Source organism: Aeribacillus pallidus (genome assembly GCF_050478865.1).
In the GTDB taxonomy this organism is placed as follows: domain Bacteria; phylum Bacillota; class Bacilli; order Bacillales; family JACDOC01; genus JACDOC01.
Map to the genome: position 1 here is coordinate 1 of NZ_JBCNBW010000008.1, position 13,173 is coordinate 13,173.

A 13,173-nucleotide genomic window follows, 5' to 3' on the forward strand; every position below is an offset into this window, starting at 1 on the left:
GCTACGCTCAAGTATGGGTCTTGCCTGGCTTCTTGTTCCCGCTGAAGTCGCCGCCTTTCGCTTCATGTTAATAACTTGCTAAAAATCAACAATGACATATAACATAGCCAATACATAAATAAGGGTTCAATGGTCTGAAAGATGCTTGTCATCTCAATGATTTTGATTAACTTGACCATGAGTATTTATCAAAAAAATAAATATGATAGAGGTGGACAGTTTGAAAGTAACAGATATCATTTATGGGGACTATATAATAGAAGGGGTTCTTGAAGAACTAATCATGAGTAAACCAGTCCAAAGGTTAAAAGGAATCTATCAAGGCGGTGCCAGTTATTTAGTCAATGAGAACTGGAATGTGACACGTTATGAACACTCAATTGGTGTTATGCTTTTAATTCGGAAACTTGGCGGCTCATTAGAGGAACAAATTGCAGGATTACTTCACGACATTTCTCACACAGCCTTCTCACATGTGATTGATTTTGTCCTGGAAAATAAAGAGGAAGATTACCATGAAAAAATATTTGAGCGTGTCATTGTGAATTCTGAGATTCCTTCTATTCTTGAAAAACATGGATACGATTATAAAGACATCTTATTAGACGATTCAAAGTGGACCTTATTAGAACAACCTGCACCTGAATTATGTGCGGATCGAGTAGATTATACTTTACGTGATATGTACCAATACGGACATATTTCATTGAAAGAGGTAAAACATTTTTTGGACCATTTAACAGTTATTAATGGTAGAATGTACCCGAAAGATATTAAAACGGCTGAATGGTTTGTAGAAACTTATTACAAAGAAGTGATTGATTTTTTTATGAACCCTTTAAATGTGTATGGTTATGATATGCTAGCGAAAACGATAAAATTAGCATTAGATAAAAATGTGATTCGTCTTAATGATTTACTTGGTACAGACGAAAGTGTATTAAACACCTTACTTTCGTCTGAAGACCGAGAGATCCGAAGTCTGTTAAAGAAAATTCATCGTCATGTACATGTAAAAGAAGATAAAAACGACTATGATTTCCATCGTAAAAATAAAGTGCGTCTGATAGACCCTTCCGTACCTTATGAAAATAAGTTAGTAAGAGCCTCAACATTATCAACAAAAGTAAAAAGCATGGGGAAACAAGCGTACCAAAAGGCTGTTACTGGAATGTACGTAAAAGTAATTTCTAACTAATAACCCATTTATCCCTAAAACAAAAAGGACTTTTATGGTTTGGAAGTCCTTTTTGTTTATATATATCAACAATTACTGTGAACATAAAGACAGCTTATAGGGTTATTTCACAATAGGTTCCTGCGTAATTTTTTGTAATAAATTTTCAAACTTTGGATAGAAGTATTGAACGACGAATCCTAATGTAAGAGTAACCATAATCGTTCCTATTCCGATGGCACCTTTAAAAATGAAGGCAAGGGTTAACGCAAATCCTTCACTAATGATTCGGGCAGTGCGCAATTTTAACCCAAAGCGTTGATGAATGGCGACCATGAGCGTATCCATCGGACTTGCTGGGAATTTGGCTTGTAAATAAATGGCGATACCAACTCCTAATGTTAGAATACCTGCAATTAAGTAACTAACTTGCAAGAAAAGATTATGAGGTGTAAATGGTTCTAACACAATTAGCAACCAAAAGTCAATAAGCGCACCAATAACAAAAATAGTAGCCGCAGCAAGAATTTCTGGTTTTTTCTTTAATAAAAAGGAATTGATAAAAATAAGTACAATTCCGTTAATAAAGATACATGTACCAACGGTGATACCAAAGACGTTCGATTCACCAACCGCAAAAGCATCCCACGCAGCTGCTCCAAGACCTGATTTAATAATTAAACCTACGCCTAACGTTAAAATGAATAAACCAACTATAAAAAATAATGCACGTTCTTTCATTCAACATTCTCCCTATTTAAATATTATGATGTCAGTCGTCATACCTCTTAAGCGGTTACATATGAGAATGATACTTAAATGAGTGATGAAAAGCAAGTAGAAATATATGAAAAAAAAGTGAAGTGAGTGTGGGAACATACTTTTAATAATTCCGATTTTAAATTTTGGAATAGATGAAATTGGTTACACTAACAATAATGCGCTTTTATTAGGGTGATTCAAATGATTCGAACGGTAGCAATCTTAGATGACTATACAGTCGTAAAAAACATTTCATTGGAACAACTTCATGAAAAAAACGTCCAATGGTTTTGGACAGATTTTAACAAACCTTTAAAAGAGGAAATGATGCAGTTAAAAGAGTTTTTTCAATTTCATCCGCTAGCCATTGAAGATTGTATTAATCAGCTTCAGCGCCCTAAATTAGATTATTATGATGACTATGTATTTTTTGTTATTCATTCATTGCAATCTAACCCATTAAAGAAATACGAAATGGACATTTTTTTAGGGACACATTTTATCGTTACTTTTCATATGGAAGATTCCAATGCATTAAATCAAGTTTGGTACCAAATAACGAATGAAAAGGTAACGGGGAGTTGGAGTCCAAACTATGTATTATATCGTTTAATCGATAAAACAGTGGACGAGTTTTTTCCTATTCTTTATGAATTAGAAGAACGAATTAATCGACTAGAAGATCGGCGTGCGTATAAAACCTATGAAAATAAAAGTATTGAACAACTTTTGGACCAACTCTTTCGGGCAAGAAGCGAGCTGTTATTTTTAAGGCAAACAATCAACCCAATGAGAGACTTAATTTATCGGATGATTAATTCAAGGCACCTGCAATGGATGCATGCAAAAGAAGCGTACTTTATGGATATATACGATCACTTAATTCGCCTAATGGATAAAATTGAATCTAATCGAGAAGTAACTTCAGATATTCGAGATAATTACTTATCAGTTAGTACTCATCGGACGAATCGAATTATGCAAGTGTTAACGGTCATTACGACCATTTTTATGCCGTTGTCGTTTCTTGCAGGTATTTATGGGATGAACTTTTCTTACATGCCGGAATTAGAATGGAAATATGGATATTTCATTGTCTTAAGCATCATGTTTTCATTAGGTATTGGCATGTATCGACTTTTTAAACGAAAAGGGTGGTTAAAATAATTTGTTATCAAGTAACTTAAGATGAAGATTTTAAGTCTCAATTAATGATGAAGATTTTAAGTCTCAATTAAATTAGAAATTCACTTTGATTTAGTAAAACATGTAAGAGATGGTTGGTAACATTAGTTACTATTTCAGTCTATTCTATTTTGTATTTAAATAACCTGCTACGAACTAATATGTTTATTGATTTTTTAACAGGCGGGAAGTGTAATTAAATCAAGCATTATACGGATTGTAGATGAATAAATTATAATGAATGTTCACGGAAGGGAGGGGGATAGATGGAAATTCGAGTTTTAGGTTTTCTTTATGAATCAACCGATGATACATCTAATCACGAATTACATTCCCATCAACTTTATATTACTTCTTGGGATGGAAAGCCGTTACATTCACACAAGATTTCAGGTGTCACATCATTTGATGCAGGTCATAACCATAAATATGCTGGAATGACTGAACCTGCACCTAGTGGAGTTCCTCATAAACATAAGTATTTAACCATTACCTCGTTTGATAATGGGCATAGGCATAAAATTAAAGGTGTAACTGGACCAGCGATTCCGTTACCAGGGGGAGGACATTATCACAAATTTAGTGGAGTAACATCTCGAGATGGAGACCCTCCACATACTCATAAATATTTCGGAAAGACAAGTCCATAAAAAAGAATGGGTGAAGCTTGGATCATCATTAATGATCCGGTTTTTTTTATTTAACCGAATTAATTGTATATGCCTATACAAAACCAACTTTTCATGAATATGATGTTGACGATTAAAAATAATTTAGGAGGTTTAATTAATGTCACAAAATAAAAAAGAAAAAGTGATTCACGTTGATAAACTGACTATTCATGCAAAAGAGGTCGAGTTCATTCATGATCGAATGAGAGAAGATTTCCCTAAGAGAGATCCATGGGATTTTTTTTGGAGGCGGCCACGGAAGGATGAGCTAAATAGTACAGATACAGATGTTCAAGAAGCACGCGAGGGACAAAATTAAGATGAATTTCATGCATAAAGAAAAAAAATAATGTATTCGTCGAATTTAAGTTTTTTTTTTAACTTTATTCATTATTGTGCATTTATCAAAAATATAACTCCAAAGATTTTAGCCCTTTTCAATTCATTTACCATTCATATTAAATGGTAATAAATAGTGAAAGCGACGAGGAAAAATGCCGGTAAACTATTATTTCTCCAATCTCTTAACGGCCCTAGAGGATTTTTTATCCCGTTCTTTTACATTGTTTCCTTGTTCTTATCAGCCTTTTTCTTCTTATGGACAATTGTTTTATAGCACAAGTATCTTCTTATGGATCTTTGTGCTTTTTTTATTTACAAAAAATAGAATTGTATTTTACAAATGGAAAGGAAAGGTCATTCTAACCTGTTTTTCATTTTTTTTATTATTAACTTGGAGAAAAATAAACAGAAGACAAACATAAACCATCCCCTCTACAAATCTGAAGAGGATGGTTTATTGAATGAGTTAATAAACTTTGTAAAATTAAATTTTTGAAGAAAAAATGAACATATTATTTCATTTTAATAGTGATTGCTTGCCTTCCCATTTGTTCCCACGCTTCAATAAATTCCTGTTTTGGTGCTTTTTTATTTTTCGTCCCGGTTAATGGGTCATTAAAATATATAAATTGTTCATCAAAGCCAGTAATTAATACCGAATGCTCCCGATAAGTGATTTTAATGGGACCTTTTGGTGTTTGCCATTCTACAAATTCATTAGGTGGGAGTTCACGATAAGTCGTATTTGTAATTACCCAAACTGGTGAACCGTTTAATAAATACGGATAGATTTCTTCAAACGACTGTCCGGTTAAATCCACGATTTGATTCGGTAAATACTTTTCCGCTAACTCTTTAATTGGTTTATGATATACGCCTAATCCCGGATTTTCTTTCGTATACATATCCCCAACGAATCCTTCATTTGGATGCCCGAAAAATATTTTTCCATTACGTCTTTGATAGGGAGTTGGATCTTTCTTTACTTCTTTAGCCAAGGTCATCTTATCGACAGACACTCCCGCATCATTTAATAACATCGCCAAACTCGTGACCTCACATCCTCTTGGAAGTTCCGGAAGTTGAGACATAATCGGTGCATCAATTAGCACGGAACTAATTTGGGGAGGATCTTGTTCTTCCAAAAAAACAGCACTTTCATTAAACACTATCTTTTGAGTAGATGTCTCTTGTGTAATTTTTTTAAATGTATGGATGGATTTGTTATTATTGATATAATATTGTAATAATGATAATAATAATATAAAAATCATTATAATACCTACAAGAGGAACGTGATTAGGTTTTTTATTTCGATAATAAAGAAGTATGGCCATTGAACAAACAAAAAAAGCAAAGAAAAAAATAGGTTCAAACATATTCAGTGAAACTCCTTTAGTGAAAATAGACAAATAAGGTAGATTAAGGTAAACAAGTTAATCATATAATATATACTACTCAAAATGCTAGGTTATAATTTTAATTTTTTGATAAATTAGGAGGGCGACATTATGTGCGGCTTTATTGGTTGCATCCATGATGTTCCAAAAACAGTGGATGAGACATGGAAAGAAACGTTTCAACAAATGAATAATATGATTACACATCGAGGACCCGATGATTGCGGTTACTATTTCGATGAACATGTGAATTTTGGTTTTCGCCGTTTAAGTATTATCGATCTTGAGGCTGGACACCAACCATTATCCTACGAAAATGAACGCTATTGGATTATCTTTAATGGGGAAATCTATAACTATATAGAACTAAGAGAACAATTACTCGCCAAAGGATATGAATTTACGACACATTCAGATACTGAGGTAATCATTGCACTTTACAGTGATGAAAAAGATAAAGCGGTTGAAAAGCTACGCGGTATGTTTGCGTTTGTTATTTGGGACAAACAAGAAAAAACGATTTTTGCTGCAAGAGATCCATTTGGAATTAAACCGTTTTTCTACATGGAGCAAGGTGAACGGACGTTTTTCGCATCGGAAAAGAAAAGCATTTTGCACGCATTAGAAAACGATGTACTGAACTACGTTGCACTGGATCATTATATGACGTTCCAATATGTTCCGGAACCAATGACCATGTCGGAAAGGATTAAAAAGTTAGAACCAGGTCATTATATTAAGAAAAAAATCGGAGAAAAATTAACCATTCATCGTTATTGGAAAGCACAATTTCAACCAATCCAACAATCAGAAGACGAACTGGTAAAAGAAATACGCAATGCCCTGTTTGATTCCGTTAAGGTTCATATGCGAAGTGACGTACCGGTAGGTTCATTTTTATCCGGAGGAATTGATTCTTCCTTTATTGCGGCCATTGCGAAGCACTACAACCCACAGATTAAGACGTTTTCTGTCGGCTTTGAACGAGAAGGATTTAGTGAAATTGATGTAGCGAAAGAAACCGCTGACAAATTAGGTGTTGAAAATATTAGCTATGTGATTACACCTGACGAATATATGCAAGAATTACCGAAAATTATGTGGCATATGGATGATCCTTTAGCCGACCCAGCTGCAGTACCCCTTTACTTTGTCGCACGTGAAGCACGAAAACATGTAACTGTTGTGCTTTCTGGTGAAGGTGCAGACGAGTTATTTGGCGGATATAACATTTATCGTGAACCACAATCTTTAGCGATGTTTGACGAAATGCCAAATACGTTAAAAGCGGCTTTAAAAACAATTGCAAACATTCTTCCAGAAGGAGTAAAAGGGAAAAGCTTTCTGGAACGAGGAACAACGCCAATCGAAGAACGATATATTGGAAATGCAAAAATGTTTGGAGTAGAAGAAAAACAAGAGCTGCTCGTTGGGCCACATCGAGGATTGGATTTTAAGGAAATAACAGCTCCTTACTATCAAGAAACAACACAATATCCGCCCGTCAATCGCATGCAATACATTGATATACATACATGGCTACGCGGAGATATTTTATTAAAGGCAGACAAAATGACGATGGCGCACTCATTAGAATTACGTGTTCCGTTTTTAGATAAAGTTGTTTTTGATGTGGCAGCTAAAATTGGTCCTGACATGAAAACGGCTCACAACACAACCAAATATATTTTACGGAAAGCGGCAGAAGGAATCGTTCCTGATCATGTGTTAAACCGGAAAAAACTTGGTTTCCCAGTTCCTATCCGTCATTGGTTAAAAAACGAAATGTATGATTGGGCGAAAAACTTAATAAAAGAAAGTGATACCGATTATTTACTAAATAAAAATGTACTTTATCGTTTATTGGATGACCATTGCAGTAATAAAGGAGATTATAGCCGTAAAATTTGGACGGTGCTCGTATTTATGATTTGGTACCAAGTGTTTGTAGAAAAGAAATATAATTTCTCAAATATTTACAATAAAGAAAAGGAATTACTTTCAATCTAATGAGTATTGGCACCCAACGATTGGGTGCTTTTTATTTTCTTGGCATATTTTTACCATAAAAAATTTCATCCATTTCATGATTTATTTTTGCTGTTATTTCATCGATTTCTTTTTTAGTTAGTTCTTCTTTTGAATAGCCAAAAAGATAATGATCGATATTAAATTCTCTAAGCTTACATTTCGTATGAAAGGTATGTTCCTGATAAACATTAACATCAATCATATCGTATTTGGATTGAATATCTTTTGGAATAAAATTTTGAATCGACGTAATATCATGATCGATAAATAATTTATGCCCATTGATATCACGTGTAAATCCTCTTACACGGTAATCAATAATCATGATGTCGGCATCAAAAGAATGAATAAGGTAATTCAATGCTTTCAGCGGAGAAATTTCTCCACATGTTGAAACATCTATATCTGCACGAAATGTACTTATTCCTTCATGAGGATGATATTCTGGATACGTATGCACAGTGATATGGCTTTTATCAAGTGAACATACGACAGAATTAGGTAAAGGACCTGGTGATTCTTTATAGGTGTCTTCGGGCACTTCAACAACAGGACCTTCTGAAACAAGCATTGTAACACTTGCCCCTTGTGGAACATAATCCTGATTAGCAATATTTAATATGTGTGCACCGATCAAATCAGATACCTTTTTTAAAATGGACGTTAACCGTTCTGCGTTATATACATCGTCAATGTAATTAATATAAGCTTCTCGTTCATTTTTCGTTTTGGTGTAACAAATATCATACATATTAAAGCTGAGCGTTTTTGTTAGATTGTTGAATCCATGTAAGGTGACGTGAGGATTCCTTGTAGTACTCATTGACATGGTCTCCCTTTTCCTTTTTTCTTAGAATCCCAATAATCGAAAAGAATCATGCAACTAATAAAAACAATTGTTCACTAAGTCGATTAATTGTTTTTGAACAAGACATACTATGGTTAACCAAGAATGAGGTGGCGAATGATGACAATTGTTAGACTTGGTTATGTCGCAATGAGTGTTCATTTACAAAATTGTTCCCCGTCACAAACAATGACATTTGCCCAATTTCAAAGAATACCTGATTGTGATGCTGCTATTCGGAAGTTAGAACGGATTGCGGTTTCAAATTTAGAAAATTGTTTACGGTTATTAAAGCATAATCTTGCTCATGATATTCGTTTTTTTCGATTAAGCTCAAAACTTATTCCTCTTGCCAATCATCAAGAATTAGAGGGGTGGAATTATATCCAGCCTCTTCGTGCCATATTAAAAGAAATTGCCGAATTTTTACATAAACATCCTATGAGAGTGGATTTTCATCCCGATCATTTTGTCTTATTAAATTCTCCCGATTCAGAGATATTAAAAATGTCTATGAAAACATTACGCATCCATCAATTGTTGTTAAACGGAATGAACATTCCATCAAAACATCGATGTGTGCTCCATATAGGAGGAGGGTATAACGATAAAGAAAAAGCGTTAGAACAATTTATTCATAATTGGGCATTTGTACCAAATGATTTACAAGAAATGATCATGTTAGAAAATGACGATACCACATTCACGTTAGAAAATACGTTATATTTATGTGAAAAACTAGAAATTCCCCTTGTTTTCGATTTACACCATCATTTAGCCAATCACGATAATAGTGATTGGAAACCTCAATGGGAAAGAATTGTTGAAATATGGAAACATTCACCATTACCGCTTAAAATGCACATCTCAAGTCCCCGAAGCGATCAAGATTTTCGTGCCCACAACGATTTTGTTGATCCGGACATGTTCATGCGATTTTTACATGACATTAAAGGTACAGTTCCACAAATCGACTGCATGATTGAAGCAAAACGAAAAGATGGAGCGTTATTCCAATTAGTAAACAATTTAAAAGGATATCCAGAAATTGAGTGGATCGATCAAGCAACTTTTTCTATTCAATAACTGAGAAAATATTTAGCATACAGTTAAGGGACCTTATTGGAAAGGTCTTTTTTTCGTGAAAGGCTTTTATAAATAGGATGAATTATTGGTGGAACAGTTTTTTACTTGTAAAAAAGAGTGGTCCTATTTGAAAGGTATGCCGTAGCGACTGGATGCTAGGGGATTAATCGTGGGTTGGTTTATCCATGGAACTATATAAAGAAAATTTATAAATCAAATAGATTGGACAATATCACTCGTCAGAAATCTCAAAAATATAAATCCACCCTAATATATGACTGCATACTTCCGAAAACTATATATTGTGGAAACTAAAGGGGGTAACATGATGTTAGCATTTTGGAAAAGGATCCATGGGATTAACTTATGGAAATTAAACAGAACGTTACTTAAAATGTCAAAATCTAAAATATCGTTAGAAGAACAAATGAACAACGGGATGATAACAATTCACTTTGAATCAAGACATTCGGAATTTCTTATTGATAATGAACAAAAGAAAGAGATTGAAGAATCGATTCAAAAACTGGAAGGTTTCGAGATTTTACGGTTAACTTTGTTAGAAGAAATTGTACCGGTTTATAAAGAGCAACGTACCTTTGGCGGGGTATCGAGATGGCTTGAGATTCGTACGAAACAAATGAATGAAGAACATGCAGCTTCTTAATTGGAACATCATTCAAAAAGAGCAGCCTTCACTTTAGCTGCTCTTACGTTTTTTTATTGTAGTTTCGATCGTATTGGCCATTGCCCAGAAGTTTATTCCTTCATTATTTATCATGGGTGTACAACAAACTTTCCTCTCTAACTTTTTTGAAGGGTGGCTTTCGTTTTATATTCGGAAGAACCACTTGAGAACGAACAGGAAAAGCAACGTTTACATTATACCTCGCAGAGATTACGAGAATTCATTTCAACTATTGAAAAGAAAGAGTAGAACCTTTCTAATCTACAATAATATCATTATGTAAACCATGATAATTCTTTAGATCTTGACCTCAATGATAGAGAAAGGTCATATTAGAAATAAAAGTCGATTTTTCCTACAAAGAGGAAGAATCGACTTTTAAATCTTAACTCCGTTTATCGTGTGTGTGCTTGAGAGATTAAATATTTAATAGTGATACAGTATCGTTCTCTTCTAAATTTTCTACCATTTCATACCAAGACTTCGGTTTGTTCGATAAGACAGAATAATAACGTTTTAAAAATTTCACAACTAGCTCAGCTGGAAGTTTATTTACGTTATCGTCCATTGGAAGAAAACAAAGGTCGAGCCCTGTAACAGCCTCTCCATCATTGTTCCAAGATGGGTGAACATAAGGGAAGTCAAGACGCTTATATCCAAGATGAGACAATACTTCACGACGTACGTATGGATCCATTGGCTTAATTCCGCCAAATTCATAATGCTCGACTCGGTAAGGATCATAAATTTCAGCAAACATTCCAAATAACTGTTTTCCGTTGGCACAGGCCCAAGCGTTCAAATCCTCTAATCGCTTTTGTGCTAAAAATCGACCGATACCAAGTCCTGCTTGGCCAATGATCGTAAAATCTGTCATGGCGACATTTAAATCTTCATAATAGCGGTACTCAGTCGCACCTACGACTTTTCCTTCGTGGACAGCCACACACACACGAATTCCCGGATCCTCTAGAGGCTCTTTCCATTGATCGAATGCTAATACTTCTTCAGGAGGAAATACCTCTTGCATCAATTCGTGCATTTTTTTAAATAAAGGGTCCTCAATACTTGTCATTCTCCGAAATTCCATTTTCATCATTCTCCTTGTGAAGGTTTGGCGGTATGAAAAGGATTTTTCCATTCCATTAGTGCTGCATAGTTACAAGATTCTTCGTCCTCTAAATAGTTAGCCACCACTTGAACAGGGGTACGTCCGCAGCGAAGAAGGAAGGTAATGACAGGGTCCTTTAATTCACCTTTTACGACCGCTTCAAGGTATTGTTCGGCCGTCATCTCATGAGCTTTTTTATGATAGCCAGGCATTCTCCCTCCGCCTAACAGACGTTCTAATCCAAGTTGAATAACGACTTCATACATGGATTGCATTAGCCATTTTCCTAATCCTAATTTGCGGTAGGCTGGGCGTACGCCAATATCAACCACATAAAGCGTATTTCCATTCGGATTATGGTTCCGAATATATCCATTATCGGTGATTTCTTCCCATGTATGAGCCGGATGATTTGGGTCAAAGTCTACAATTAGTCCAGTCATCGACCCAGCGATTTCCCCATCTACCTCAACACATAAGGCTCCTTCTGGAAAGAGCGTCACATGGTTTTTCAACTGCTCTGTGTTCCACCATAATTCAGACGGGAAGGGAGGGGGAAAGCTTTCCTGTTGAATACGGATTAAGCCAGGAAAGTCATTTTCATCATAATTTCGAATGACCGCCGGGACGGGCCGATCTTGGTCAAAGACGTAAAACTCCTTACGATACATGATTCACCCTCCTTGTAAAGAGCTAAGTCTTTTTATTTCCAATCCGGATAAAGGTCAGTTCGGCGATCGCGCCATGTAGTAACAGAACCACTTTCACGAACTTGATATAACAGTTCTAAATCAAGATCAGCGGTCACAATCATATCGTGGTTGATTTCCCCTTCGACCAAGATGCCGCGTGGAGGAAACGGAATATCATTCGGTGTAATGACTGCCGCTTGGCCGAAATTCGCGCGCATAAAGTCAACTGTAGGAAGGGAGCCGACTGTACCAGTGGTAACGACATACACTTGGTTTTCGACTGCTCTTGCATGGCTAGTGTATCGAACACGATGGAAGCCATGACGATCATCGGTGCAAGAAGGACAGAAAATAACATCGGCACCTTTCGCTTTTGCCATGCGAACGATTTCTGGGAATTCGATGTCATAACAAGTCAACATGGCAATGGTTCCTTTTTCCGTTTCGAATACTTGTAGCCCATCGCCAGGTGACATGTTCCATTCTTTTACTTCTGTAGGCGTAATATGGAGTTTTGCCTGTTCAGCGACTCTTCCGTCTGGATAGAACAAATGTGCCACGTTGTATAATCGGTCCCCTTTACGGATGACATGGGTTCCTCCGATGATATGCATCTTTGTTTTCTTAGCCAAATCGATAAATAAAGTCCGATACTGTTCTGTAAAATCAGGGAGATCTTGAATTGTTAAAGGTTGTCCTTGATCATTACCAATGGACATCAGCTGAGTGGTAAAAAATTCTGGGAATAAAACGAAATCAGCATCAAATTCTTGAGCTGTTTTAATATAATGCTCCACTTGTTGAGCAAATTCTTCAAAAGATTGGATGGTATGGAGATGATATTGAACGGCTGAAACTCTTAGTTTCATCAGCCTCCTCCTTTCTTGTCATCAAACTATGAAAATTTAGATGGCTATGATAATGTTATTATTAGGCAAATCATTTGTTTTCACAAGTACACACTTTCATGTAACATAGTGTAAAAAAGTATACTATAGTGAATAAAAGAAATAGTGGACTCTAAGAAATCTGTAGAAGTGATGACAGTCATCGATGTAGGATACAATCAAACGGGCAGCGGATTTTTTATAAAAATGGCTGCCCGTTCGTTGCTGGCTGTTTCTTTATCGCTATTTGGATAGGCTTGTATCTATACAAAAATTTGTACGCCAATTAAAGAA

The 13,173-nt window shown here is 35.4% G+C and carries 14 protein-coding genes; 8 read left to right on the top strand and 6 right to left on the bottom strand.

What is annotated here, in order from left to right; all coding sequences use genetic code 11:
• Positions 1–220: 220 nt before the first annotated feature.
• Positions 221–1,198 carry an HD domain-containing protein gene (locus ABES52_RS02585; protein WP_429648641.1) on the top strand — a complete coding sequence of 326 codons (978 nt, stop codon included), beginning with the start codon at positions 221–223 and terminating at the stop codon, positions 1,196–1,198.
• A 102-nt stretch (positions 1,199–1,300) separates the two neighbouring features.
• On the opposite strand, the gene ABES52_RS02590 is transcribed toward ABES52_RS02585, so the two are convergent.
• Positions 1,301–1,918 (bottom strand): YczE/YyaS/YitT family protein, encoded by a 618-nt coding sequence (locus ABES52_RS02590; RefSeq protein ID WP_429648643.1) that lies wholly within the window; start codon positions 1,916–1,918, stop codon positions 1,301–1,303.
• Positions 1,919–2,140: 222 nt separating this feature from the next.
• On the opposite strand from ABES52_RS02590, the gene corA reads away from it, so the two are divergent.
• The 3 genes from corA (at position 2,141) to ABES52_RS02605 (ending at position 4,114) form a co-directional block, all read left to right on the top strand.
• Positions 2,141–3,106, top strand: a complete 966-nt coding sequence (corA, locus tag ABES52_RS02595) for a magnesium/cobalt transporter CorA (protein WP_429648645.1) — start codon at positions 2,141–2,143, stop codon at positions 3,104–3,106.
• A gap of 284 nt (positions 3,107–3,390) precedes the next feature.
• Positions 3,391–3,774: a YmaF family protein gene (locus ABES52_RS02600; protein WP_429648647.1), complete on the top strand. Its 384-nt coding sequence runs from the start codon at positions 3,391–3,393 to the stop codon at positions 3,772–3,774.
• A 139-nt stretch (positions 3,775–3,913) separates the two neighbouring features.
• On the top strand, positions 3,914–4,114 hold the full coding sequence (locus tag ABES52_RS02605; protein ID WP_429648649.1) for a hypothetical protein: 201 nt from the start codon (positions 3,914–3,916) through the stop codon (positions 4,112–4,114).
• Positions 4,115–4,649: 535 nt separating this feature from the next.
• Here the strand turns inward: ABES52_RS02605 and ABES52_RS02610 are convergent.
• The gene (locus ABES52_RS02610; protein ID WP_429648651.1) at positions 4,650–5,516 is read right to left on the bottom strand and encodes a C39 family peptidase; all 867 of its coding nucleotides are present in this window, start codon (positions 5,514–5,516) and stop codon (positions 4,650–4,652) included.
• Positions 5,517–5,648: 132 nt separating this feature from the next.
• Between ABES52_RS02610 and asnB the strand changes: the two genes are divergently transcribed.
• A complete protein-coding gene (asnB, locus tag ABES52_RS02615) occupies positions 5,649–7,547 on the top strand; it encodes an asparagine synthase (glutamine-hydrolyzing) (protein ID WP_429648653.1) in 1,899 nt (632 codons plus the stop codon).
• A gap of 31 nt (positions 7,548–7,578) precedes the next feature.
• On the opposite strand, the gene speD is transcribed toward asnB, so the two are convergent.
• Positions 7,579–8,391, bottom strand: a complete 813-nt coding sequence (speD, locus tag ABES52_RS02620; RefSeq protein ID WP_429648655.1) for an adenosylmethionine decarboxylase — start codon at positions 8,389–8,391, stop codon at positions 7,579–7,581.
• Positions 8,392–8,535: 144 nt separating this feature from the next.
• On the opposite strand from speD, the gene uvsE reads away from it, so the two are divergent.
• Positions 8,536–9,501: a UV DNA damage repair endonuclease UvsE gene (gene uvsE / locus ABES52_RS02625; RefSeq protein ID WP_429648657.1), complete on the top strand. Its 966-nt coding sequence runs from the start codon at positions 8,536–8,538 to the stop codon at positions 9,499–9,501.
• Between the two features lie 328 nt (positions 9,502–9,829).
• Positions 9,830–10,168 carry a hypothetical protein gene (locus tag ABES52_RS02630; RefSeq protein WP_429648659.1) on the top strand — a complete coding sequence of 113 codons (339 nt, stop codon included), beginning with the start codon at positions 9,830–9,832 and terminating at the stop codon, positions 10,166–10,168.
• 439 nt (positions 10,169–10,607) lie between these two features.
• Here ABES52_RS02630 and ABES52_RS02635 read toward each other — a convergent pair whose 3' ends face one another.
• Genes ABES52_RS02635 through ABES52_RS02645 form a run of 3 tightly spaced genes read right to left on the bottom strand, consistent with a single transcriptional unit; the run spans position 10,608 to position 12,861 of the window.
• Positions 10,608–11,279 (bottom strand): GNAT family N-acetyltransferase, encoded by a 672-nt coding sequence (locus ABES52_RS02635; RefSeq protein ID WP_429648661.1) that lies wholly within the window; start codon positions 11,277–11,279, stop codon positions 10,608–10,610.
• Positions 11,280–11,284: 5 nt separating this feature from the next.
• Positions 11,285–11,971: a GNAT family N-acetyltransferase gene (locus ABES52_RS02640; protein WP_429648663.1), complete on the bottom strand. Its 687-nt coding sequence runs from the start codon at positions 11,969–11,971 to the stop codon at positions 11,285–11,287.
• Positions 11,972–12,003: 32 nt separating this feature from the next.
• Positions 12,004–12,861, bottom strand: coding sequence for a carbon-nitrogen hydrolase family protein (locus tag ABES52_RS02645; RefSeq protein ID WP_429648665.1), 858 nt, complete (start codon positions 12,859–12,861; stop codon positions 12,004–12,006).
• A 144-nt stretch (positions 12,862–13,005) separates the two neighbouring features.
• Here ABES52_RS02645 and ABES52_RS02650 point away from each other — a divergent pair, with 144 nt between their 5' ends.
• A complete protein-coding gene (locus tag ABES52_RS02650; RefSeq protein WP_429648667.1) occupies positions 13,006–13,134 on the top strand; it encodes a hypothetical protein in 129 nt (42 codons plus the stop codon).
• The last annotated feature ends 39 nt before the right edge of the window (positions 13,135–13,173 follow it).

Bases quoted from the DNA above. Each gene is read 5' to 3' on its own strand.
- ABES52_RS02645 (WP_429648665.1), bottom strand. From the start codon at position 12,861: ATGAAACTAAGAGTTTCAGCCGTTCAATATCATCTCCATACCATCCAA.
- uvsE (WP_429648657.1), top strand. From the start codon at position 8,536: ATGACAATTGTTAGACTTGGTTATGTCGCAATGAGTGTTCATTTACAA.
- asnB (WP_429648653.1), top strand. From the start codon at position 5,649: ATGTGCGGCTTTATTGGTTGCATCCATGATGTTCCAAAAACAGTGGAT.
- ABES52_RS02605 (WP_429648649.1), top strand. From the start codon at position 3,914: ATGTCACAAAATAAAAAAGAAAAAGTGATTCACGTTGATAAACTGACT.
- ABES52_RS02600 (WP_429648647.1), top strand. From the start codon at position 3,391: ATGGAAATTCGAGTTTTAGGTTTTCTTTATGAATCAACCGATGATACA.
- ABES52_RS02630 (WP_429648659.1), top strand. From the start codon at position 9,830: ATGTTAGCATTTTGGAAAAGGATCCATGGGATTAACTTATGGAAATTA.
- ABES52_RS02590 (WP_429648643.1), bottom strand. From the start codon at position 1,918: ATGAAAGAACGTGCATTATTTTTTATAGTTGGTTTATTCATTTTAACG.
- corA (WP_429648645.1), top strand. From the start codon at position 2,141: ATGATTCGAACGGTAGCAATCTTAGATGACTATACAGTCGTAAAAAAC.
- ABES52_RS02640 (WP_429648663.1), bottom strand. From the start codon at position 11,971: ATGTATCGTAAGGAGTTTTACGTCTTTGACCAAGATCGGCCCGTCCCG.
- ABES52_RS02635 (WP_429648661.1), bottom strand. From the start codon at position 11,279: ATGGAATTTCGGAGAATGACAAGTATTGAGGACCCTTTATTTAAAAAA.
- ABES52_RS02610 (WP_429648651.1), bottom strand. From the start codon at position 5,516: ATGTTTGAACCTATTTTTTTCTTTGCTTTTTTTGTTTGTTCAATGGCC.
- speD (WP_429648655.1), bottom strand. From the start codon at position 8,391: ATGAGTACTACAAGGAATCCTCACGTCACCTTACATGGATTCAACAAT.